This window comes from Streptosporangium roseum DSM 43021 (genome assembly GCF_000024865.1).
Taxonomy (GTDB): Bacteria; Actinomycetota; Actinomycetes; order Streptosporangiales; family Streptosporangiaceae; genus Streptosporangium; species Streptosporangium roseum.
Genome location: NC_013595.1, coordinates 6,506,700 through 6,528,247, shown reverse-complemented (window position 1 = coordinate 6,528,247; position 21,548 = coordinate 6,506,700). Strand labels below are relative to the sequence as shown.

Annotated in this window: 21 protein-coding genes; 12 read left to right on the top strand and 9 right to left on the bottom strand. The window is 72.1% G+C overall.

The window, feature by feature from the left end:
- Nucleotides 1-12 precede the first annotated feature (12 nt).
- The gene (locus SROS_RS28705; protein ID WP_043653154.1) at nt 13-1,521 is read right to left on the bottom strand and encodes a peptide MFS transporter; all 1,509 of its coding nucleotides are present in this window, start codon (nt 1,519-1,521) and stop codon (nt 13-15) included.
- A gap of 175 nt (nt 1,522-1,696) precedes the next feature.
- On the opposite strand from SROS_RS28705, the gene SROS_RS28700 reads away from it, so the two are divergent.
- Nucleotides 1,697-3,535 (top strand): AMP-dependent synthetase/ligase, encoded by a 1,839-nt coding sequence (locus SROS_RS28700; protein ID WP_012892423.1) that lies wholly within the window; start codon nt 1,697-1,699, stop codon nt 3,533-3,535.
- 587 nt (nt 3,536-4,122) lie between these two features.
- A complete protein-coding gene (locus tag SROS_RS28695; RefSeq protein WP_043653151.1) occupies nt 4,123-4,728 on the top strand; it encodes a hypothetical protein in 606 nt (201 codons plus the stop codon).
- 154 nt (nt 4,729-4,882) lie between these two features.
- Here the strand turns inward: SROS_RS28695 and SROS_RS28690 are convergent, their stop codons facing one another.
- From SROS_RS28690 to SROS_RS28680, 3 genes are read right to left on the bottom strand one after another with little or no spacing between them, the layout of a single operon-like run.
- Nucleotides 4,883-5,896: an NAD(P)/FAD-dependent oxidoreductase gene (locus SROS_RS28690; protein ID WP_012892421.1), complete on the bottom strand. Its 1,014-nt coding sequence runs from the start codon at nt 5,894-5,896 to the stop codon at nt 4,883-4,885.
- The gene (locus SROS_RS28685; protein WP_012892420.1) at nt 5,893-6,453 is read right to left on the bottom strand and encodes an isoprenylcysteine carboxyl methyltransferase family protein; all 561 of its coding nucleotides are present in this window, start codon (nt 6,451-6,453) and stop codon (nt 5,893-5,895) included. The genes SROS_RS28690 and SROS_RS28685 overlap by 4 nt, the downstream gene beginning before the upstream one ends.
- A gap of 6 nt (nt 6,454-6,459) precedes the next feature.
- On the bottom strand, nt 6,460-7,518 hold the full coding sequence (locus SROS_RS28680) for a type III polyketide synthase (RefSeq protein ID WP_012892419.1): 1,059 nt from the start codon (nt 7,516-7,518) through the stop codon (nt 6,460-6,462).
- A 222-nt stretch (nt 7,519-7,740) separates the two neighbouring features.
- Between SROS_RS28680 and SROS_RS28675 the strand changes: the two genes are divergently transcribed.
- The 5 genes from SROS_RS28675 to SROS_RS28655 all read left to right on the top strand — a co-directional run bounded on the left by SROS_RS28675 (nt 7,741) and on the right by SROS_RS28655 (nt 11,953).
- Nucleotides 7,741-8,610, top strand: coding sequence for a UbiA family prenyltransferase (locus SROS_RS28675; protein WP_043653148.1), 870 nt, complete (start codon nt 7,741-7,743; stop codon nt 8,608-8,610).
- 166 nt (nt 8,611-8,776) lie between these two features.
- A complete protein-coding gene (locus tag SROS_RS28670; protein ID WP_012892417.1) occupies nt 8,777-9,964 on the top strand; it encodes an RtcB family protein in 1,188 nt (395 codons plus the stop codon).
- Between the two features lie 161 nt (nt 9,965-10,125).
- The gene (gene moaA, locus SROS_RS28665) at nt 10,126-11,121 is read left to right on the top strand and encodes a GTP 3',8-cyclase MoaA (RefSeq protein WP_012892416.1); all 996 of its coding nucleotides are present in this window, start codon (nt 10,126-10,128) and stop codon (nt 11,119-11,121) included.
- Nucleotides 11,118-11,699, top strand: a complete 582-nt coding sequence (gene mobA / locus SROS_RS28660) for a molybdenum cofactor guanylyltransferase (protein ID WP_012892415.1) — start codon at nt 11,118-11,120, stop codon at nt 11,697-11,699. Before moaA ends, mobA begins: the two co-directional genes overlap by 4 nt.
- 2 nt (nt 11,700-11,701) lie before the next feature.
- Complete coding sequence (locus SROS_RS28655) at nt 11,702-11,953, top strand: DUF6457 domain-containing protein (protein WP_245564769.1); 252 nt, start codon at nt 11,702-11,704, stop codon at nt 11,951-11,953.
- A gap of 167 nt (nt 11,954-12,120) precedes the next feature.
- Here the strand turns inward: SROS_RS28655 and SROS_RS28650 are convergent, their stop codons facing one another.
- Nucleotides 12,121-12,396, bottom strand: a complete 276-nt coding sequence (locus tag SROS_RS28650; RefSeq protein WP_245564310.1) for a DUF3099 domain-containing protein — start codon at nt 12,394-12,396, stop codon at nt 12,121-12,123.
- A gap of 137 nt (nt 12,397-12,533) precedes the next feature.
- On the opposite strand from SROS_RS28650, the gene SROS_RS28645 reads away from it, so the two are divergent.
- Both SROS_RS28645 and SROS_RS28640 read left to right on the top strand, forming a co-directional pair.
- A complete protein-coding gene (locus SROS_RS28645; RefSeq protein WP_012892412.1) occupies nt 12,534-12,746 on the top strand; it encodes a dodecin in 213 nt (70 codons plus the stop codon).
- Between the two features lie 37 nt (nt 12,747-12,783).
- Nucleotides 12,784-13,833: a carcinine hydrolase/isopenicillin-N N-acyltransferase family protein gene (locus tag SROS_RS28640; RefSeq protein ID WP_012892411.1), complete on the top strand. Its 1,050-nt coding sequence runs from the start codon at nt 12,784-12,786 to the stop codon at nt 13,831-13,833.
- Here the strand turns inward: SROS_RS28640 and SROS_RS28635 are convergent.
- Entirely contained in the window at nt 13,830-15,197 is a 1,368-nt protein-coding gene (locus SROS_RS28635; RefSeq protein WP_043656951.1) for a metallopeptidase TldD-related protein, read from the bottom strand. The genes SROS_RS28640 and SROS_RS28635 overlap by 4 nt on opposite strands.
- A gap of 136 nt (nt 15,198-15,333) precedes the next feature.
- On the bottom strand, nt 15,334-16,833 hold the full coding sequence (locus SROS_RS28630) for a TldD/PmbA family protein (protein WP_012892409.1): 1,500 nt from the start codon (nt 16,831-16,833) through the stop codon (nt 15,334-15,336).
- Nucleotides 16,834-16,910: 77 nt separating this feature from the next.
- Here SROS_RS28630 and SROS_RS28625 point away from each other — a divergent pair, with 77 nt between their 5' ends.
- Both SROS_RS28625 and fabI read left to right on the top strand, forming a co-directional pair.
- Complete coding sequence (locus SROS_RS28625; RefSeq protein ID WP_012892408.1) at nt 16,911-17,615, top strand: beta-ketoacyl-ACP reductase; 705 nt, start codon at nt 16,911-16,913, stop codon at nt 17,613-17,615.
- Between the two features lie 118 nt (nt 17,616-17,733).
- Nucleotides 17,734-18,498: an enoyl-ACP reductase FabI gene (gene fabI / locus SROS_RS28620; RefSeq protein WP_012892407.1), complete on the top strand. Its 765-nt coding sequence runs from the start codon at nt 17,734-17,736 to the stop codon at nt 18,496-18,498.
- A 269-nt stretch (nt 18,499-18,767) separates the two neighbouring features.
- On the opposite strand, the gene SROS_RS28615 is transcribed toward fabI, so the two are convergent.
- Both SROS_RS28615 and SROS_RS28610 read right to left on the bottom strand, forming a co-directional pair.
- Entirely contained in the window at nt 18,768-19,643 is an 876-nt protein-coding gene (locus SROS_RS28615) for a hypothetical protein (protein WP_012892406.1), read from the bottom strand.
- Nucleotides 19,644-19,828: 185 nt separating this feature from the next.
- Nucleotides 19,829-20,773: an aldo/keto reductase gene (locus SROS_RS28610; protein WP_012892405.1), complete on the bottom strand. Its 945-nt coding sequence runs from the start codon at nt 20,771-20,773 to the stop codon at nt 19,829-19,831.
- A gap of 65 nt (nt 20,774-20,838) precedes the next feature.
- Between SROS_RS28610 and SROS_RS28605 the strand changes: the two genes are divergently transcribed.
- A complete protein-coding gene (locus SROS_RS28605; RefSeq protein ID WP_012892404.1) occupies nt 20,839-21,546 on the top strand; it encodes a histidine phosphatase family protein in 708 nt (235 codons plus the stop codon).
- The last annotated feature ends 2 nt before the right edge of the window (nt 21,547-21,548 follow it).

Below are 21,548 nucleotides of genomic sequence, written 5' to 3'. Positions count from 1 at the left end.
ATGTGATTTCCGTCAGGGCGACGCGGGCCCCGTCCCCGCCGCACTCTCGTGGTGCTCGCGCATCATGGCCCGGAGCCTGCCGACGGACGCGAGCAGCGCCAGGCCCGCCACGACGGCGATCGCCGCGAGTGTCAGGAAGTACGCGGGATCCGACATGTAGTTCTTCAGGCGGCCCGTCTGCCCGCCCACGGCGTCGCCCACCGAGACGGCGATGAACCACACCCCGAGCATCTGGCCCTTGAACGCCTGGGGGGCGAGCTTGGTGGTGACCGACAGGCCGACCGGGCTCAGCGACAGCTCGCCGAAGACCTGGATGAGGTAGACCAGCACCAGCCACCACACCGAGATCCTCCCGCTCTCGGCCAGCCGGGCGGCCAGGGCCATGACCACGAAGCTCAGAGCGATCATGAACAGCGCGAAGGCGAACTTCTGCGGAGCGGTCACCCGGTTGCCCAGCCTGACCCAGAGCGAGGCGAAGACCGGCACGAAGATCATGATGAACAGCGGGTTGAACGACTGCGTGGTCGCTGCCGTGATCCGGATGCCGAACAGCGACAGGTCGGTCCTGTCCTGGGCGAAGAACAGCAGCACCGTCGGGGCCAGGTCGTAGATCATCCAGAAGACGGCGGCGGCGATGAACAGCCAGATGTAGGCCTTCATCCGCGAGCGCTCGTCGTCGGTCAGGTTGTGGCTGCCGAACAGGACGTAGGCGAAGTAGACCACCGGGACGATGACGATGATCACCGTCACCACGAGCGCGAAGGTGTCGAGGTCGAACGTGCCCGAGGCCACCCAGGCGGCCAGGGCGCCGGCGATCACGACGGCGGCGGCGAGGGCCGACAGCACGAAGTGCCGGTGCTCGCGCGGGGTCAGCCGGTGGCCGGGCTCCTCGCCCGCGCCTTTGAGGTGGCGGCGGCCCAGCACGTACTGGAGCAGGCCCAGGGCCATGCCGACCGCCGCCGCGCCGAAGCCCAGATGCCAGCGGTTGTCGGCGGCGAGCCAGCCGACGACGATGGGGGCGATGAAGGCGCCGAGGTTGATGCCGAGGTAGAAGATGGAGAAGCCCGCGTCCCTGCGCGCGTCGTCGTCCTCCGGATAGAGCTTGCCGACCATGGCGGAGATGTTGGGCTTCAGCAGCCCGGTCCCGATGATGATGAGCAGCAGGCCCAGGGCGACGAAGACGCCCGTCCTGACCGGGATGGCCATGCTGATGTGGCCGCACATGATGACGAAGCCGCCCCACAGCACCGCCCTGCGGGCGCCGAGCACGCGGTCGGCGACCCAGCCGCCGGGCAGGGCCACCAGATAGATGAGCGCGCCGTAGATGCCGACGATCGCCTGGGCGGTCTGCTGCGTCAGGCCGAGGCCGCCCACGACCGGGGAGGCCGCCATGAAGGTGGCCAGGATGGCCCGGAGGCCGTACCAGCTGAAGCGCTCCCACATCTCGGTGCCGAACAGCGTGGCCAGGCCCCGCGGATGTCCGAAGAAAGTCTTCTCGCGAGCACCCGTCCCCGATGTCATGTGGCCCCCCGGCATCATCATGTGATCGGGTTCTAACTCTACGTACAGCTCCCGGCAGGGGGTGAGGGAGGTTGTGCATTGTGGCGCTTCTTCTCAGGTGCAGGGGCTTGTCCGGGGCACCGCCGTGTGGTGCGATGCATGCCACTCATGCAAGTGAGCACTTTCAGGAGGCGTCATGGCCGGTGTCCTTGAAGAGCGTGCGGCGATCGAGCGGGAGATCGCGGGCCGTACCGTTTGCGAGCAGTTGAGGGAGACGGCGGAGCGCAATCCCGACGCTCCGGCCTACTCCGACCCGGTCGAGGGGGGCTGGGCCACCCTCACCTACGCCGAGGCCCGGCAGCGGATCCTGGAGATCGCCGCCGGCTTCGTCGCCCTCGGGCTGCGGCCGGGCGAGGCGGTCGCGCTGATGATGGTCAACCGCAGCGAGCACGTCCTGGCCGACCTGGGCGCCGTGCACGCGGGCGGCGTGCCGTGCTCGGTATACGCCACCTTCACCCCGGACCAGGTGGCCTTCGTCGCCGGCGACGTCGGCGCGAGGATCGTCGTGCTGGGCGGGCCCGCCGACCTGGCCAGGTGGGAGCCGGTGCTGGACGGGCTTCCCGGGATCTCCAAGGTCGTCATGCTGGAGGGCGCCCCGTCCGGCGACCGCTTCCTCGGCTGGGAGGAGTTCCTGGCCCTGGGCCGCGCGCGGCTCGCCGAGGACCCCGCCTCGATCGAGGACCGCTGGCGGGCCGTGACCGCCGACGACACCCTGACGGTCCTGTACACCTCGGGCACCACCGGCAACCCCAAGGGCGTGCCGCTGACCCACGCCAACGTGTTCTTCGAGGTGGCGGCGACCAGCCGGATGGTCGCGCTGCCCGACAGGGGCACCCAGATCTCCTACCTCACCTACGCCCACATCGCCGAGCGGGTGCTCAGCCTCTACCTGCCGCTGTTCAAGATCTCCCACACCCACTTCTGCACCGACCTCGCCCAGCTCGGCGCCACCCTCGGCCAGGTCAAGCCGGTGCTGTTCTTCGGTGTCCCGCGCGTCTGGGAGAAGATGATGGCCCGCCTGCAGGCGCTGCTGGCCACCCAGCCGGAGGAGCAGCAGGAGAACGTGCGCAACGCCATGGCCGCCGGTCTCGCCCACGTCGAGGCCAGCCAGTACGGGCGGACCCCCTCGCCCGAGGTCCAGGCCGCCTACGAGAAGGCCGACGCCGCGCTGCTGTCGATCATCCGCTCGATGATCGGCCTCGACAACGCGGCCTGGCTGGCCAGCGCCGCCGCCCCGATGCCGCTGGAGGTCCAGCGCTTCTTCGCCGGCCTCGGCATGCGCGTGATCGACGTGTACGGCATGACCGAGACGACGGGCGCGTTCACCGCCAACGCCCCCGACCGCTTCAAGCTCGGCACGGTCGGCCAGGCGGGCCCGGGCGTCGAGGTCCGCATAGCCGAGGACGGGGAGATCGTCACCCGCAGCCCCGCCAACGCCCGCGGCTACCTGAACCGGCCCGAGGCGACCGCCGAGCTGCTGGACGAGGACGGCTGGCTGCACACCGGCGACGTGGGCTCCATCGACGAGGACGGCTTCGTCCGCATCGTCGACCGCAAGAAGGAGCTCATCATCACCTCCGGCGGCGAGAACATCTCACCGGCCAACATCGAGAACTACCTCAAGGAGCACCCCCTCGTCGGACAGGCCCTGGCCTACGGCGACGGCAGGCCGTACCCGGTGGCGGTCCTGACCCTCGACGGCGAGGTCGCCCCCGGCTGGGCGCAGGGCCGCGGCATCGAGTTCACCACCCTGGCCGACCTCGCCGAGCACCCCGACGTCCTCAAGGTCGTCGAGGCCGCGGTCGCCACGGCCAACGACAAGCTCGCCCGCGTCCAGCAGGTCAAGCGCTGGCGTCTGCTGCCGGTGGAGTGGACGGCCGAGACCGAGGAGCTCACGCCGAGCCTGAAGCTCAAGCGCCGCGTCATCCACGCCAAGTACGCCGAGATCATCGATGGAATGTACGAGAGCAGCTAGACCTCACGGCCCCGGAGGGCGCCCGGCCCCACCCCGGGGCGCGGGTGCCCCGCCGGTGGCGTTTTGCCCAATCAGACGTGTGTCGTCTCCTCGGTCATTACCGGGCGCTTCCTAGCCTCCTTCCCATGACCATGAGAGTCCTTCTTCCCGCCCTGGCGGCGGGGGCCGCCACTCTGCCGGCGGGGGCCGCCGCCCTGCCGGCACGGGCCGAGCCGCCCGCCGCCGTCAGGGACCTGGCGATCCGCTCCATAACCCTGGACCCCGAAGCCCCCGTGGTCGGACCGGCCGGCACAGTGCGCCTGGTGATCGAGGTGGTCGCCCGCGGGGTCTCGGGCCCGCGGGGAATGACGGTCCAGGTCGAACCGGGCGCACCACCCGAATCCGGGACGGGCTCTCTTCCCGGTGCTGTTATCCAGACGGTGTCCGGGACGGGCTCTCTTCCTGGGGTTGTCACTCAGGCGGTGTCCGGGACGGGCTCTCTTCCCGGGGTTGTTACCCAGGCGGTGTCCGGGACGGGCTCTCTCCCCGGCGTTGTCACTCAGGCGGTGTCCGGGACGGGCTCTCTCCCCGGGGCCGTTCCCCAGACGGTGTCCGTCCCGGTCTCCGAGCCGGACGCCGGGACGGCCCAGATCCCCGTGTCGCCCGCCCTGACGTACCTCACCCCTCCGGGGCCGGCCAGCCGGGTGCCCGCCGCCTCCGGCCGCGCCCGCCGGCACGCGACCGGGCCGGCCGCGCGTGCCGCCGGGGAGTGGGAGACCTGGCGGTTCCAGCCGGAGAAGAGGCTCAGCCGCTGGTATCCCGCCGGGCGCTGGACCGTCGCGGTGACCGCCAGGGGGGCGGATGGCGGCACGGTCACCGAGTACGCCGGGTTCTGGCTGAAACGCGAGGCCAAGTTCAGCGCCGTCCAGGCGGCCAGGAAGGCGGCGGGGGTGGAGGTCAGAGGCGTGCTCAACCGGGTCGATCCGCAGGGCTACCTGGACTACGCGCCCTTCCCCGGCCAGACCGTCGAGATCCTGCACCGGGCGACGGGGCAGGAGGAGTGGACGGAGACGGCCGAGGCCACGACCGACCTGCAGGGCCATTTCCTCCAGACCGTGACGGGCCGCCAGGGAGGCGAGTGGCGGGCGCGGTTCGCGGGGACGGGGCACTACGCCCTCAGGCACAGCCGCGTCCACGAGGCCTCCCGGCGGTAACCCCCCGATCGCCGGCCGCGCTCAGGCCCTGTCCGCACCGCCGCGTCCGCACTGCCCTGTCCGCACCGCCCTGTCCGCACTGCCCTGTCCGCACTGCCCTGTCCGCACCGCCGCGTCCGCACCGCCGCGTCCGGGCCGGTGCGCGTTGCCACGCTCAGGCCAGCGCGTGCACCGCCGCGCCGAACAGGGCCGGCAGCCGCTGGGCCGCGGGGACGATCAGCCGCGCGGATGCCCGGTGCCGGCGAGTCTCCAGAAGAGCCCCGGTGAGCAGCCGGTGGCGCCGCGACAGCCGCAGCCAGGCACCCTCGTACGCCTGCGGAGCTCCGGCCCGCAGGCAGCCCACCAGGGCCTGCGCGGACAGCAGGGCCAGCGACACCCCCTCGCCGGTGAGCGCGTCGGTGTATCCGGCCGCGTCGCCGACCAGCAGCACCCGCCCGGCGACCCGGGCGCGCACCCGCTGGCGCAGCGGTCCGGCACCGCGCACCGGGGTCGCGGCCGGTCCCTCCAGCCGGGCCAGGAGGTCGGGGAAGTCCGCCAGGTGCTCCCGGTATCCCCGGCGCCGGGAGCTCAGCACGGCCACGCCGACCAGGTCGTCACCCACCGGGGTCACGTACGCCTCGCCCTCCGCGGCCCAGTGGACCTCGACGAAGTCCGTCCAGGGCGGCACCCGGTAGTGCCGCCGCAGGCCGTACCGGCGCGGGCGGCGGTCGGGCAGCTCCAGCCCGAGCAGGGCGCGCAACGGGGAGTGCAGACCGTCCGCGGCCACCAGCCAGCGGGCCCGCAGCCCCGCCGCCTCGACCCCGTCGCCGCCCTGCCGTACCCCCTCCACCTTGCCGGGGACGACCTCCACCCCCAGCTCGGCCGCCCGCCGTGCCAGCGCGGCGTGCAGCGTGGTGCGCCGCACGCCCAGCCCCCGGCCGTCGCGGAACGCGGCGTCCACCCGGCGGCGCCCGTCCAGGTAGCGGATCCCCCGCAGCGGGCGGCCCTCCACCGGCACGCCCAGCGACCGCAGCGCGGCGGCCCCGCTGGGCATCAGCCCCTCGCCGCACGCCTTGTCCACCGGCGTGGGCCGGGGCTCGACGACCACCGCCTCCATCCCGGCCAGTGCCGCGTGGATGGCGGTGGCCAGGCCCGCCGGTCCGCCGCCGGCGACCAGGACGTCGATCACGTGGCCACCCGTCCGGGCGGCGGCGCCGTGGCGAGCGAGGCCAGGGCGGTCTCCTCGCACCGGATCCGTACCACCATCAGCGCGGCGTTGAGCACGGTGAAGGTCACCGCGGTGATCCACGCGCCGTGCACCAGCGGCAGCGCCGCGCCCTCCACCGCCACCGCCACGTAGTTGGGGTGGCGCAGCCAGTGCAGCCGGTAGGGGCCGCGCGTCACCGGCGGCAGACCGGGCACCACGATCACCTGGGTGTTCCAGCGGTGACCCAGCGCGGCGATGCACCACCAGCGCAGCCCCTGCGCGGCGACCACCAGGACGAGCATGGGCCAGCCGAGCGCCGGGACGAAGGGCCGGCCGGCCAGGCCCGCCTCCAGCAGGCACCCGGCCAGCAGGCCGGTGTGCAGGGCGACCATCCAGGGGTAGTGGCCCTGCCCGGACACGACCCCGCCACGGGCCGCGCTCCACCGCGCGTTGCGGCGCGCGACGACCAGCTCGGCGAGGCGTTCGGCTCCGACGAGCAGCACGAGCAGCAGGTACCACGACGAAAGATGCCAGGTCATCGGCCCCTACCAGCGCAGCAGGACGAGCTCGGAACAGAAGCCGGGCCCCATCGCGATCAGCAGCCCCGGCGTGCCCGGCGGTGGCGGCCGCAGGGCGAGGGTGTCCCGCAGGACGTGCAGCACCGAGGAGGAGGACAGGTTGCCGACCTCGGCCAGCGAACGCCAGGTGAGGTCCAGCGCGCCGTCGGGCAGCCGGAGCGTCTCGGCGACGGCCTCCAGGACCTTCGGGCCGCCCGGGTGGCACACCCAGGCCGTCACGTCCCGCGCCGTCAGGCCGTGGTCGGCGAGGAAGCCGTGCACGTCGTCGGCCAGGTAGGTGCGCACCACGTCCGGGACGCTCGCGTCGAGCACCACCTGGAAGCCGCTGTCGCGGACGTCCCAGCCCATCACGCCCTCGGAGCCGGGATACAGGTGGCTCCGGGTGGCCAGCACCGACGGGCCCGCCCGCTCCGGCAGCCGTCCGTCGCCGCAGGCCACCACCGCCGTGGCCCCGTCGCCGAACAGCGCGCCGGCGACCAGGTTGGCGGGGGAGGCGTCACCGCGCTGCAGGGTCAGCGAGCACAGCTCGACCGAGAGCAGCACGGCCACGTGATCCGGCCAGCCACGCAGGTAGTCGTGCAGGCGGGAGATCCCGGCGGCCCCTCCCACGCAGCCGAGCCCGAACACCGGGATCCGTTTGACGTCGGGGCGCAGCCCCAGGCGGCCCACCAGCCTGGCGTCCACCGAGGGCGCGGCGATGCCGGTCACCGAGGTGAAGAGGATCATGTCCACGTCCTCCGGCGCGAGCCCTGCCGCCTCCAGCGCGCCGCCGACCGCCTCGGCCCCCAGGTCGACGGCGGAGCCGACGAAGACGTCGTTGGCCATCCCGAAGCCGTCGAGCTTGGCGTACTGGTCGAGGGGCAGTGCCAGATGGCGGAATTCGACCCGTGCGCCGGTGTGCAGGCGCTCCAGCAGCCGGCGGTCGGCGCCCTCGGGCAGGCATAACCGCGCGAACGCGTCGGTGATCTCAGCCTGGGAGTGGCGGTTAGGCGGAAGAGCGCCGCATACAGCGGCGATTCGCGTCATCTGATGACTACCCCCTGGTTGACGAATAGCAGACATCTGCCTTTTGCCCATCTGCGTGTACGGCATGCCTTGCGGGCACGGGCAGCGGTCCGGACACCCGGAAACCATGGCCCGCCGGGCTTTCGAGCACCACGTGCGGCGCCCCGGGCAGTGGCCCGCGGCGCGGGTCGCGCGCGGAGCTCCGGCGTGCTCCACGCCTGCCGGGACGCTTACGATCGTTCCGTGACGACGAGCCGCCCTCCGGGCCTGGGCCGTGAATCCGGGCCCCAGGCCGTTCTGGGGCTGGTGCGGGCCTGTCACCCGGGGCCGACCGTGGCGGTCACCGCACTGGTGACCGCGCTGGCCGTGGCGAGCGGGCGCGACGCGGCCGGGTGCGCCCTGGTGGCCGCCGCCGTGCTGACCGGTCAGCTCTCGATCGGCTGGTGCAACGACGCGGTGGACGCCGGGCGGGACGTCGCGGCGGGCCGTACCGGCAAGCCGGTTGCCGACGGCGCGGTGAGCGTCCGGACGGTGTGGGCCGCGGCGGCCGCCGCCCTGGTGCTCTGCGTGCCGCTCTCCCTCGCCTCCGGCCTGGCGGCCGGGACCGTCCACCTCGCCGGGGTCGCCGCGGCCTGGGCCTACGACCTGTGGCTGAAGGCCACCGTGCTGTCGTGGCTGCCCTACGCCGTGGGCTTCGGCGTGCTGCCGCCGTTCGTGACCCTCGGGCTGCCGGGCGGTCCGTGGCCCGCGTGGTGGGCGGTCCTCGCCGCGGCGCTCCTCGGCTGCGGGGCGCACCTGGCCAACGTGCTGCCCGACATCCCCGCCGATCTCGCCACCGGGGTCCGCGGCTGGCCGCAGCGGCTCGGCCCGGCCCGCGTCCGCGCCCTGGTCCCGGTGCCGCTGCTGCTGGCCACCGGGCTGCTCGTCTTCGGGCCTCCGGGACCGGTCGGCGCCGGGGGCTGGGCCGCGCTCGCCGGGGCCGGGGCGTTCGCCGTCGCCGGGCTGCTGGCGGCGGGGCGCTCACCGCGCGCCCCCTTCGTGGCGGCCGTCGCCGTCGCGGCGGTCGACGTGCTGCTCCTGCTCGCCCGGGGCACCGAGATCACCGCGCTCTGATCCGCCCTCGGGTGGCGGGCCCGTACTAGGCGGGCCCGTACTAAGAGATTTAAAGGCATTTTTCCTGGTAAAGAGGGTTATAGATTTTTAATTCGGTTGCAGGAGCGGTGGAGTTCTGACGTCATTGTCGTCGTCGGTTGATCGGCTGGAGGGAGGCGATGTGAGGATGACGTACAACGAGGTGATGGGTGGCCGCGCGCCGATCCGCATGTGGGCCGACCCGGCCGAGGTCGAGCCCGAGGTGATGCAGCAGCTGCGCAACGTCGCGAACCTGCCGTGGGTGCAGGGCGTCGCCGTGATGCCGGACGTGCACCACGGGATGGGCGCGACGGTGGGGTCGGTCATCGCGATGCGGGACGCGGTCTCGCCGGCGGCGGTGGGTGTGGACATCGGGTGCGGGATGACCGCGGTGAAGACCTCGTTCAGGGCCGCCAACCTGCCCGACAACCTCGCCTACCTGCGCTCGAAGCTGGAGCAGGCGGTCCCCGTCGGGTTCGGTCACCACAAGAGGCCGGTCGACCCGACCAGGCTGCACGGGATGAAGACCGCCGACTGGGCGGGCTTCTGGAAGGACTTCGACACCCTGGCCCCGGCCGTGCGCCCGAAGCGGGAGCGCGCCGAGGTGCAGATGGGCACCCTGGGCGGAGGCAACCACTTCCTGGAGGTCTGCGCCGACGACGAGGGCGTGGTCTGGGTCGTGCTGCACTCCGGATCGCGCAACATCGGCAAGGAGCTGGCCGAGTTCCACATCGGGCAGGCCCAGAAGCTGCCGCACAACCAGGACCTGCCCGACCGGAACCTCGCGGTGTTCGTCGGGGGCACGCCGCAGATGGACGCCTACCGGCGGGACCTGTTCTGGGCGCAGGACTACGCGCGGCGCAACCGGGCGGTCATGATGGCCCTGGTCTGCGACGTGCTCAGGCGTCACCTGTCGGGCATCACCTTCGAACAGCCGATCTCCTGCCACCACAACTACGTGGCCGAGGAGCGGTACGACGACGTGGATGTGCTCGTCACCCGCAAGGGCGCGATCCGCGCGGGATCCGGCGAGTTCGGCATCATCCCCGGCTCGATGGCGACCGGCACCTACATCGTGAAGGGCCGGGGGAACGCCGGTGCGTTCAACTCGGCCTCACACGGTGCCGGTCGCCGGATGAGCCGGAGCAAGGCCAAGAAGACCTTCACGCTGGCGGACTTCAAGGCGCAGACCGACGGCGTCGAGTGCCGCAAGGACACCGGGGTGATCGACGAGATCCCCGGCGCCTACAAGGACATCCGGTCGGTCATGGCGGCCCAGGCCGACCTGGTCGAGGTGGTCGCCCGCCTCCGGCAGCTCATCTGCATCAAGGGCTGAGGCCCCCGTCCGCGCCGAGGGTCGCACGGCGGGCGGTTCAGGAATCATCCGCTGGATTGCGATGTTGTCGGCAGATACGGGCTCAGTATGGGCACAGGAGGGGGCTGGCCTTAGGCTGGCCCCCTGCCTGGATGAGGATGGACGAGAGGAGGTGACGCCCCATGTTGACGTTGCAAGACTCGTTCGGCCGGGTGGCGACTGATCTGCGGGTGTCCCTCACCGACCGTTGCAACCTGCGGTGTTCCTACTGCATGCCGCCCGAGGGCCTCGAATGGCTGCCCAAGCCCGACCTGCTGACCGCCGACGAGATCGTCCGGCTGGTGACCGTCGGGGTGGAGCGGCTCGGCATCACCGAGGTCCGCTACACCGGTGGTGAGCCCCTGCTCCGCCGCGAGCTGTTGGAGATCGTGGCCCGCACCACCGCCCTCCGTCCCGGCCCCCAGGTCTCGCTGACCACCAACGGCATCGGGCTCGCCCGGCTGGCGGCCCCGCTCGCCGAGGCCGGTCTGCACCGGGTCAACGTCTCCCTCGACACCCTCGACCGGGAGACGTTCAAGCGGCTCGCCAACCGCGACCGGCTGGCCGACGTGCTCGACGGCCTGGCCGCGGCCGACGCCGCCGGACTGCGCCCGGTCAAGGTCAACACGGTGCTGATGCGCGGGATCAACGACCACGAGGCCGTCGCGCTGCTCCACCACTGCCTGGAGCGGGGCTACGAGCTGCGGTTCATCGAACAGATGCCGCTGGACGCCCAGCACGGCTGGCGCCGCGAGAACATGGTCACCGCCGATGAGATCCTCGCGCGGCTGCGCGACTCCTTCGACCTGACCGACGACGATCCGGTGGAGCGCGGCAGCGCCCCGGCCGAGCTGTTCCTCGTCGACGGCGGGCCGGCCAGGGTCGGGGTGATCGGATCGGTCACCAGGCCGTTCTGCGGCGCCTGCGACCGGGTACGGCTCACCGCCGACGGCCAGATCCGCAACTGCCTGTTCGCCACCGACGAGTCCGACCTGCGCGCCGCGCTCCGCTCGGGAGCCGGCGACGACGAGATCGCCGAACGCTGGCTGGCCGCGGTCCGGATCAAGAAGGCCGGGCACGGCATCGACGACCCGGCCTTCCTGCAGCCCTCCCGGCCGATGTCCGCGATCGGCGGATGACCGCTCGCCACGACGCGTGCATCCTGGCGGGCGGCCTCGCCCGGCGGCTCGGCGGGCGTGACAAGCCGGGCCTGCGCGTCGCCGGCCGCCCGCTGATCGAGTCGGTGGCGGCGGCCGTACCGGACGCCGGGAGGCTCATCGTCGTCGGAGCGCCCCGTCCCGGACTGCCTCGGGGGATCTTCGTTCAGGAGGATCCGCCCGGAGGCGGCCCGGTCCCGGCGCTGCGCGCGGGGCTGGCGGAGGTCACCGCGCCCTGGGTGGCGCTGCTCGCGGCCGACCTGCCGTTCCTGGCCGCCGGGCACGTGTCGGCGCTGCTGGACGCGGCGGGGACGGGAGCGGGAGCGGTGCTCGTCGACGACGACGGACGGGAGCAGTGGCTCGCCGGAGTCTGGCGTACGGCGGAGCTCGCCGGGGCGCTCGCCCGCTACGAGGGGCGGTCCCTGCACGGGCTTCTCGCCCCGCTGGCCCCCGCCGGGCTCCACCTCGCCGGGCGGCCGTGGTTCGATTGCGACACGGCGGAGGATCTTCGCCGCGCCCGGAGCGGTGAGCCGGATGACCGGATGAGGAGTGAGAGTTGAACGTGCTGAGGGAGTGGACCGAGCTGGTCTGCCGCGAGCTGGGGGTCGATCCCGCGACGGTCGACCGCGACGCGCTGCTTGACCTGACCAAGGAGGTCGCCCACGGAGTGACCCGTCCGGCCGCGCCGCTGACGGCCTACGTGCTGGGGCTGGCCCAGGGCGCGGGCTCGGCGCCGCCGGACGCGGTGGAACGGCTCACCGCGCTGGCGCAGGAGTGGGAGAGAAAGGCCGCCGAGACGACAGGCGACAGATAAAGGCCGGGAAAAGGGCGACGCCGGGTGGTTACGGGGGCAAACCACCCGGCGCCGCTTCATCGGCGTTCCGACGGGGGCCCGGAACGCCGGCACCAGTGCCCCGACGGGGGACCAGGGCACTTGGCTAAAGCGTACACCTCCTACCCCTGAGATGCGTCAAGACTTAGTCACGACCCGATCTCGCGTCGGTGGAGCGGGATCTCGTTCTGGTCGGTTTCCGCCATGTCAGGGGCACTGGACACCCCGCGCTGAGGGGCGTTGGCCCCGATGACGGCAACGTATGGTAAAAAGATCGCCCCGGCGAAGAGGAGCAGCCTGACGGGCAGTGGGGCCGGGACCGTGAAGGCGAGCACGAGGCAGACAAGCCGGATCCCCATCTTGATGAAATAGCTTCTCTCGCGTTTCCCGATGTCCTCGCTCAGCGACGGCTGGGCATCGGTCACCTGATGGACCACCTGGCGCTTGTGCCATAGCTTCACAATTCCAACCTAGCCCCCGGACGGGGCGGGTCAGACTCCACCCCGGGACCGGGTGGGCGCCGGAGCGCGTGCGATCATGGCCGCCGGGTAAGGATGACGGCATGACGGATCGCACATACCGGGTGACCGAGATAGTCGGCACGTCCGAGGAGAGCATCGAGGCGGCCATTCGCAACGGCGTCCGCCGTGCGTCGCAGACCCTCCGTCACCTCGACTGGTTCGAGGTGACCGAGGTCAGAGGGCACATCGTCGACGGTGAGGTCGGCCACTTCCAGGTCGGGATGAAGGTCGGATTCCGCCTGGAGGACACCTGATCTTGTACGGCGGGGCCCGGCGGCGCAGACTACGGGGATGGAAGATCTACGCCGGACCACGGGCGCCGCGCTGGCCGCGGTGCTGCTGCTCGCCGGATGCTCCACCCCGGTGGGCGGCACCGCCGCCCCTCCGGCCGCCTCCGTCTCCCCAGCCACCTCTCCGGCCGCCTCCCCGGCGGCGCGCGGCTCCGCGCTCGACCAGACCGCCGCCGACACGCGGCGGACGGTCCAGAGCCTGCGCCGGGTGGACGACCTGCCGCTGTACGAGATGACCTTCCACGGCTCCTACGACCGCGAGGCCTCCCTGAGCGAGGAGGACCTCGCCGGGCGTGCCGACGGCTGGGCCTGCTCGCTGTTCCACCTGGCGGGGGAGCGGCCGCTGTTCGGCCGGAACTTCGACTGGGACCCCAACCCGGCGATGGTCGTGCACGCCGATCCGCCCGACGGTTACGCCTCGGTGTCCATCGCGGACCTGTTCTACGTGCTCGGCAGCAACATCCCGCCCGACCCGGCCGACTCGAGGACCCGCCGCCGGCTGGCCCACGCCGTGCTCACCCCCTTCGACGGGGTCAACGAGAAGGGCCTGGCGATCGGCATGGCCGCGGTGCCCGACGGCGAACTGCCCCCCAGGACGCCCGGACGCCCGTCCGTCGGCAGCGTGCGGATCATCCGGGTGATGCTGGACAAGGCGGCGACCGTGGACGAGGCGGTGGCGATCATGCGCCGCTACGACGTCGACTTCACCGGCAGCCCGCAGATCCACTACCTGCTCGCCGACGCCACCGGGAAGTCGGCCGTCGTGGAGTTCTCCGGCGGCAGGCTCAACGTCATCGAGGACCGGGTGCTGACCAACTTCGCCATGACCGGCACCACCCGCGAGCGGCGCATGGCCGACACCCGCTACGGCGAGCTCGCCAGGGGCCTTCCCGCGGCGAAGAGCTGGCGGGACGGGATGGACCTGCTCCAGCGGGTGGCCCAGGGGCACACCCGCTGGTCGGTCGTCTACGACCTCACCGACGCCACGGCCCGCGTGGTGACGGGCAAACGGTGGGAGCGGGTGCACACCATCCCGCTGGCCCAGCGCTAGTTCGCCTGGCTGACCGTCGACATGTTGAAGTCGGGCACCCGGATCGCGGGCATGACCGTGCGGGTGAAGTAGTCGCTCCACTCGCGCGGCAGGGTCTGCTCCGAGGCGCCGACCTCCGTGAGGCGGCCGAGCAGGTCCACCGGGCTCTCGTTGAAGCGGAAGTTGTTCACCTCGCCGACGACCTCGCCGTTCTCCACCAGGTAGACGCCGTCACGGGTCAGCCCGGTGAGGAGCAGGCTCTGCGGGTCCACCTCGCGGATGTACCACAGGCAGGTGAGCAGCAGGCCGCGCTCGGTGGAGGCGATCATCTCCTCCAGCGACCGGCCGCCCTCGGGCCCCCGCATGATCAGGTTGTCGATCGCCGGAGTCACGGGCAGCTCGGTCAGCTCGGCCGAGTGCCGGGTCTGGATCAGGCTCGTCAGGGTGCCGTCGGCGATCCAGTCGGTGGGCGCCAGCGGCAGGGTGTTGTCGAACACCGAGCTCTGCCTGCTGGAGGCGTGCGCCACCACGGACGGCGCGCACGCGATGCCCGGCGCGGCCGGATCGCTGTACAGGCGGATCGGGAGGGGGGAGAGGGTCTCCCCGACGCGGGTCCCGCCGCCCGGCCTGGAGAAGACCGTCCGGCCCTCAAGCGCGTCCCGGGCGCCGGCCGTCCAGTACAGGTAGACCATCAGATCGGCCACCGCCGTCGGAGGCAGGAGCGTCTCGTATCGGCCCGCCGGCAGGTCGATCCGGTTCTTCGCCCACTCCAGCCGCTGGGCCAGCGAGGCGTCGAGCGCCGCCACGTCCACGTCGGAGAAGTCGCGGGTGGCCACGCCCGTCCACGCCGAGCGCTTCATGTCCGGTGACTTGGCGTTGAGCTCCAGCCGGCCGGTGGGCTGGGTGTGCCGGAGCCGGGCCCCGGCCGAGGTGCCCACGAAGGTGGTGGTGACGATGTGCTCGGCGAAGCCGTACAGCCTGCGCCCGCCCGCCTCGGCCGTGGCGAAGGCCTCGCCCAGGGCGGGGGCGAAGGCACCGAACACGCCGATGGAGGTGGACTCCGCCGGCAGGTCCCAGTCCGCCGAGCGGCCGCCCTCGACCAGCGGCCGGGCGTCCTCGGACGGCGTCGCGTCCTCTGCGGCGTGATCGGCGGCGGCGACGATGTCGGCGAGCTGCTCGGGGCGGACCGCCGCCCGCGACACCACACCCACCCCCCGGCCCACGATCGAGATCACGGTGAGCTGCGAGGAACGGCCCACGCCGTTGGTGGTGAGCGTGTTGCCCGCGAAACGCAGGTTGGCGCTGGAGCCCTCGTCCACGATCACGACGACGTCGTCGGCCGTGGAGAGATCCAGAGCCTTCTCGATCATCTCCTGGGGGCTCATCCCGATCCCTTCCCCACGGCCGGTCGAGACGTCCGCCGAGGTGTGCTGTTCTCCGGTCCGCTCGCTCATGCGATCCCCTCGCCCCGGGCGCGGAGCCCGCATCCGCGGACGCCGTCGTGCCTGTCGCCGCGCCCGTTCAATTGCCACTCTCCTGCAGGGTGTTGAGAATGCGCACATCGCGGAAGAGCGCCGACGGGCAGCCGTGGCTGACCGGGGCGACCTGGCCGGGCTGGCCCTTGCCGCAGTTGAACGCGCCGCCCAGCACGTAGGTCTGCGGCCCGCCGACGGCCGCCATCGACCGCCAGAAGTCGGTGGTCGTGGCCTGGTAGGCGACGTCGCGGACCTGGCCGGCGATCCTGCCGTTCTCGATCCGGTAGAACCGCTGGCCGGTGAATTGGAAATTGTAACGCTGCATGTCGATGGACCAGCTCTTGTCGCCCACGACGTAGATGCCGCGCTCCACCCCGGAGATCAGCCCCTCGGTGGAGGGTCCATCGGGCGCAGGCAGCAGCGAGACGTTGGCCATGCGCTGGATCGGCATGTGGCCGGGGGAGTCGGCGAAGGCGCAGCCGTTGGAGGCGCCGAGGCCCTTCAACCGCGCCATCCGCCGGTCGAGCTGGTATCCGGCCAGGACGCCGCCGGAGACGATGTCGAACCGCTTGGTCGCCACGCCCTCGTCGTCGTAGCCGACCGTGGACAGGCCGTGCTCCGTCGTGCGGTCGCCGACCACGTTCATCACCTGCGAGCCGTACACCAGCTTGCCGAGCTGGTCGAAGGTGGCGAAGCTGGTCCCGGCGTAGGCCGCCTCGTAGCCGAGGGCCCGGTCCAGCTCGGTGGCGTGCCCGATGGACTCGTGGATCGTCAGCCACAGGTTGGACGGGTCGATGACCAGGTCGTAGCGTCCCGCCTCGACGGAGGGCGCCTTCAGCTTCTCCTCGAGGAACTCGGGCAGGCGGGCCAGCTCGCCGGGGAAGTCCCAGCCGGTGCCGGTGAGGTATTCGTACCCCCGGCCGACCGGCGGGGCCAGCGTGCGCATCGACTCGAAGCGCCCGTCCTCGACCTTCATCACCTCCAGCTCGGGGTGCAGGCGCACCCGCTGCTGGGTGGTGGAGGTGCCGGCGGTGTCGGCGTAGAACTTCTGCTCCTTGACCTGCTGCAGCGAGGCCTGGACGTGGTCCACTCGCGGCTCCCTCAGCAGGGCGTCCGACCAGTCGGCGAGCAGGGCGACCTTGTCGCGCAGCGGCACCGCGAAGGGGTCGACGTCGTAGGCCGAGACCCAGGTGACGTCGGAGTGGACCGGTTCGGGGGCCAGCGTGATGGGTTCGCGGTTGACGGCCGCGGAGATGACGGCCACTTCCACCGCCTGCTCGGCGGCCCTCACGGCCGCCTCAGGGGTAAGGTCGATGCCGGAGGCGAAGCCCCAGGTGCCGTTCTTGACGACCCGTACGGCGTAGCCGAGGTCGTCGGCGTCGATGGCGCCTTCGAGTGAGGCGTCGGACAGGCGCAGGGTCTCCGAGCGGACGCGCTCAAGCCGGAAGTCGGCGTGCTCGGCGCCGAGGTCACGGGCGCGTTGCAGGGCCGCGTCCGCCAGCCGCCTCAGGGGCAGAGCGAGGAAATCGGGATCGATCTGGCGCATGTCAACGATCCTAGCCCTGTGATCTTGTCCCTCACGGACAAGAGGTTTACCCCCGGGTAGCCGATAGCGTCAGCTCTATGGCTCGATCTGTTCTCGTAACCGGCGGCAACCGCGGCATCGGCCTCGCGATCGCCCGCCAGCTCGCCCAGGCCGGTGACGCCGTCGCCGTGACCTACCGCTCCGGAGAGCCCCCAGAGGGCCTCTTCGGCGTGCGGTGCGATGTGACCAGCACGGCCGATGTCGATGCGGCGTTCGGGAAGATCGAGGCCGAGCACGGCCCGGTCGAGGTGCTCGTCGCCAACGCGGGCATCACCAGGGACACGCTGCTGCCGATGATGAAGGAGGAGACCTTCGCCGACGTCATCGACGCCAACCTGACCGGCGCCTACCGGGTGGCCAAGCGCGCCACGCGCGGCATGCTGCGGCTCAAGCGCGGCCGGATCGTGCTGGTCTCCTCGGTGGTGGCCATGCTCGGCTCGGCGGGGCAGAGCAACTACGCCGCCTCCAAGGCCGGGCTGATCGGCTTCGCCCGGTCCGTGGCCCGCGAGCTCGGTTCGCGCGGCATCACGGTCAACGTGGTCTCCCCGGGCTTCGTGGAGACCGACATGACCGCCGCGCTGGACGAGGCCCACCAGGAGCAGATCCGCAAGAACATCCCGCTGGGCCGCTACGCGAGCGCCGACGAGGTCGCGCGCGTGGTCAAGTTCCTGGCGAGCGAGGACGCCGCCTACATCACCGGGGCCGTCATCCCCGTGGACGGCGGGCTGGGAATGGGGCACTGAGGTGACTCCTCCACTCCCCGGAAGGAGTGGCTTCTCGCCTTCCTCCACAGTGGTGAGCGGCGGGCAGGTCCTGCCCGCCGGAACACATGAACGATTCATCAGATGAGGGGCGGCACCCATGGGAATCCTTGAAGGCAAGCGCATTCTGGTCACCGGCGTCCTGACCGACGCCTCCATCGCCTTCTCCGTCGCCAAGCTGGCCCAGCAGGAGGGCGCGCAGGTCGTGCTGACCGGTTTCGGCCGCCTCAGCCTGGTCGAGCGCATCGCCAAGCGGCTCCCCGAGCCGCCGCCGGTGATCGAGCTGGACGTGCAGAACACCGAGCATCTCGACTCGCTGGCCGACCGCGTCGGCCAGCACCTGGACGGGATCGACGGCGTGGTGCACTCCATCGGCTTCGCCCCGCAGAGCTGCCTCGGCGGAAACTTCCTGAACACCCCGTGGGAGGACGTGGCGACCGCCCTGCACATCTCGACCTACTCGTTCAAGTCGCTGGCCGTCGCCTGCCTGCCGCTGATGAAGGAGGGCGGCGCGGTCGTCGGCCTCGACTTCGACGCGACCAAGGCCTGGCCCGTGTACGACTGGATGGGCGTGGCCAAGGCGGGCCTGGAGTCGTGCTCCCGCTACCTGGCCCGTGATCTGGCCAAGCACGGGATCCGCGTCAACCTGGTGGCGGCCGGGCCGCTGCGCACGATGGCGGCCAAGAGCATCCCCGGCTTCAAGGAGTTCGAGGAGAGCTGGCCGGAGAAGGCGCCGCTGGGCTGGGACCTGGGCGACACCGTGCCCGCGGCCAAGGCCTGCCTGGCCCTGATGTCGGACTGGTTCCCGGCCACGACCGGTGAGATCGTGCACGTCGACGGCGGCGTGCACGCGATCGGCGCCTGACCTCCGTCCGGCGGGCCGGGCCTCCCCCGTTCGCGGACGAGGCCGCCCGGCCGGCGCCGCCCGATGTCCGGCGGACCGCCGGACATCGGCCCAGGCCTCGACGCCAGGCTGACGCCGGCTCAGGCTTCGACGCCCGCCGAACGCCGGCTCAGGCTTCGACGCCCGCCGAACGCCGGCCTCCGCCGCTGTCGTGCCGCGCTACGAGGTCCTCACCCATGCCGGGATCATTCCGGTCGCGGCGCCGTCACCGACGTCCATGGGCGGTACGCCTAGGCCGTCCGCTGCCGTCCCATCCGGATCGGCTCGAACGGCATCGACTCCTCCTCGCCCCGCTTGGCGTAGAGCAGGCGGACGGCGAGGATCGCCACGACCAGCAGGCCGGCGGTGAGCACGGTGCCCAGCGTGCCGGACGACCGGGTGGGCGTGACGGTCCCCCCGCCGGTCACCCGCCCCTGGAAGTCCTGCACGCGCTTCTGGAGCTCCTCCATGCCCGGACGGGGCCACAGCAGCTCGACCCGGGGCGCCTCGGCGTCGATCACGGGGGGCGGCTGGGGGACCACCGGCTCGCCGGCGTCCGTGACGCGCGTCCGCGTCTCCGGCGGGCGGAGGGGCTCGGTCGGCAGCGGCACCGGCTTCTTCCCGGCGGAGTCGGGTCTGCCGCTCCGCGAGGGGCGGGGATGCGACCGCGCGGGCGGCTGCCCGGTCTTCTCCGGGGCGGAGATCGCCGACGGGCTCTCGCACTCCGGCGAGGCCACCAGCGGGAGACAGACATCGTCGAGGACCTTGGGCAGCAGGCCGTCGCCGGCGGGCTCCTCCGTGGCGGCCCTGGTGTCCGGTGCGGGCGCGGAACGCGAGGCTCCGGCGTCGTCCACGGCCGCTTCCTCGGCGGTGCCGGTGCCGGTGCCGGAGCCGGTGGCGCCGGAGCCGTCGTCACCGGCCGCGGGCGGCGTGGCGGTGCCCGTGAGCCCGCCCACGACATCGCCGACGGTGCCCACGGCCTTGCAGAGCCCGCCGGTTATCCCACCCAGCAGCCCGCTGTTGTCGCAGTCCACCTGTGCGGCGGCGCTCGCGGTCGTGGCCGCGATCATGGGGATCCCGCCGCCCAGCGCCAGCGCCAGCACACCGGCGGAGATCGTGGTTCGCAATTGCCCCCCTCGCCCATCAACGATCAGGTCTCGCTGACATCCGGGCGCCCCCTCCCGTCACTCACAGACAGTTTTGTTGGGGAGCCGGAGTTTTCCAGGTAAAGTTGCGATTCGGTATCGACTAGTGATACGCGAGACGGATTCTCGTTCTGTTCAACCTTCTCCTCGTCTCCCGCCTCCGGGTCTCAGTCGGCGGAGACGTCGTCGAGCGCCTCCCTGATCTCCATCGGCAGGGTGAGGTCCTCGGCCTGGAGCACACCGGCCAGCTGGGCATGGGTGCGGGCACCGACGATCGCCGAGGTCACCCCGGGCTGGTCGCGGACCCAGGACAGGGCCACCGACAGCGGCGAGACGCCGAGCCCCTCGGCCGCGGTCGTCACCGACTCCACGACCCGGCGGCACCTCTCGTCCAGGTAGGGCTTGACGAAGTCGGCGAAGTGCGGGGTCGCGGCCCGGGAGTCGGCGGGGATGCCCGTGCGGTACTTGCCGGTGAGGACTCCCCGGCCGAGCGGCGACCAGGCGAGCACCCCGGCGCCGACGTGCTCGGCGGCCGGGACCAGCTCGCGCTCGGCCTCCCTGGCCAGCAGCGAGTATTCGACCTGGGCCGCGACGATCGGCACCCGGCCGGGAACGGTCCGCTGGCCGACGGCGGCGGCCGCCAGCTGCCAGCCGGCGTAGTCGCACACCCCGGCGTAGGCGGCCCGGCCCGAGGACACGATGGCGTCCACCGCGGCCAGGGTCTCCTCCAGGGGGACGGCGGGGTCGAAGGCGTGGAGCTGCCACAGCTCCACCTCGTTGACCCCGAGCCGGGTCAGCGAGGCGTCGATGGCGGCGATCAGGTGCTTTCTGGAGGCGTCGCGCGGCCGGCGCCCGGTGGGGGTGAGCACGGCCTTGGTGGACAGCACCAGCTCCGAGCGCGGCACCGCGTCGCGGATCAGCCGGCCGAGCAGCCGCTCGGCCTCCCCGCCCGTGTAGACGTCGGCGGTGTCGATGAGGGTGCCGCCGGCCTCGGCGAACGTGCGGAGCTGCGCCGCGGCCTCCTCGGCGCCGGTGTCACGCCCCCATGTCATCGTCCCCAGTCCAAGGCGGGATACCGACAAGCCGCTCCGGCCCACATAGCGCTGCTCCATGATCCGGCCAGATTACCGGTCAGGCAGTTAAAAGTAGTGGAGTGAGGCCTGCAAGACTTGGCCACGTGACGACCTTGTTGCTGGCCAGACACGGCCTTACCCATCTCACCGGTCCGGTGCTGGCCGGCTGGACCCCGGATGTCCATCTCAGCGAGGCGGGACAGGCGCAGGCGGAGGCGCTGGCCACGCGGCTGGCGTCGCTCGAGCTGGACGCGATCGTCTCCAGCCCGCTGGAGCGCTGCCAGGAGACCGCCCAGGCGATCGCCGGCGCGCGGGACGGGCGGACGGCGGAGGTGCTGACCGACGACCGGTTCGGCGAGTGCCGTTACGGCGACTGGACGGGCCGCCCGCTGGGCGAGCTCGCCAAGGACCCGCTCTGGCAGGTCGTGCAGACCCACCCGAGCGCCGTGACGTTCCCCGGGGGAGAATCCCTGCCCGCCGTCCAGCACCGCGCCGTGAGTGCCGTCCGGGAGTGGAACGAGCGCCTGGGCCCGGAGGCGGTCTATCTCGTCTGCAGCCACGGAGACGTGATCAAGGCAATCGTGGCCGACGCCATGGGCCTCCATCTGGACCAGTTCCAGCGGATAGCCGCCGACCCCGCCTCGCTCACCGCGATCCGTTACACCCCGCTGCGCCCCTTCGTGCTCAGGCTCAACGATCTGGGAGGAGATGTGGCCGGACTGCGGCCCCCGGAGGGTTCGGAGCACAAAGACGGGGGAGAAAACTTCACCGGGAGCGATGCCGCAGTCGGCGGCGGAGCCGGGACCACGTAAGG

What these genes read in the sequence shown, in the direction of transcription:
- SROS_RS28705 (WP_043653154.1), bottom strand. Translation starts at nt 1,521, where the DNA reads ATGACATCGGGGACGGGTGCTCGCGAGAAGACTTTCTTCGGACATCCG.
- SROS_RS28700 (WP_012892423.1), top strand. Translation starts at nt 1,697, where the DNA reads ATGGCCGGTGTCCTTGAAGAGCGTGCGGCGATCGAGCGGGAGATCGCG.
- SROS_RS28685 (WP_012892420.1), bottom strand. Translation starts at nt 6,453, where the DNA reads ATGACCTGGCATCTTTCGTCGTGGTACCTGCTGCTCGTGCTGCTCGTC.
- SROS_RS28680 (WP_012892419.1), bottom strand. Translation starts at nt 7,518, where the DNA reads ATGACGCGAATCGCCGCTGTATGCGGCGCTCTTCCGCCTAACCGCCAC.
- SROS_RS28670 (WP_012892417.1), top strand. Translation starts at nt 8,777, where the DNA reads ATGACGTACAACGAGGTGATGGGTGGCCGCGCGCCGATCCGCATGTGG.
- moaA (WP_012892416.1), top strand. Translation starts at nt 10,126, where the DNA reads ATGTTGACGTTGCAAGACTCGTTCGGCCGGGTGGCGACTGATCTGCGG.
- mobA (WP_012892415.1), top strand. Translation starts at nt 11,118, where the DNA reads ATGACCGCTCGCCACGACGCGTGCATCCTGGCGGGCGGCCTCGCCCGG.
- SROS_RS28645 (WP_012892412.1), top strand. Translation starts at nt 12,534, where the DNA reads ATGACGGATCGCACATACCGGGTGACCGAGATAGTCGGCACGTCCGAG.
- SROS_RS28640 (WP_012892411.1), top strand. Translation starts at nt 12,784, where the DNA reads ATGGAAGATCTACGCCGGACCACGGGCGCCGCGCTGGCCGCGGTGCTG.
- SROS_RS28635 (WP_043656951.1), bottom strand. Translation starts at nt 15,197, where the DNA reads ATGAGCCCCCAGGAGATGATCGAGAAGGCTCTGGATCTCTCCACGGCC.
- SROS_RS28630 (WP_012892409.1), bottom strand. Translation starts at nt 16,833, where the DNA reads ATGCGCCAGATCGATCCCGATTTCCTCGCTCTGCCCCTGAGGCGGCTG.
- SROS_RS28625 (WP_012892408.1), top strand. Translation starts at nt 16,911, where the DNA reads ATGGCTCGATCTGTTCTCGTAACCGGCGGCAACCGCGGCATCGGCCTC.
- fabI (WP_012892407.1), top strand. Translation starts at nt 17,734, where the DNA reads ATGGGAATCCTTGAAGGCAAGCGCATTCTGGTCACCGGCGTCCTGACC.
- SROS_RS28610 (WP_012892405.1), bottom strand. Translation starts at nt 20,773, where the DNA reads ATGGAGCAGCGCTATGTGGGCCGGAGCGGCTTGTCGGTATCCCGCCTT.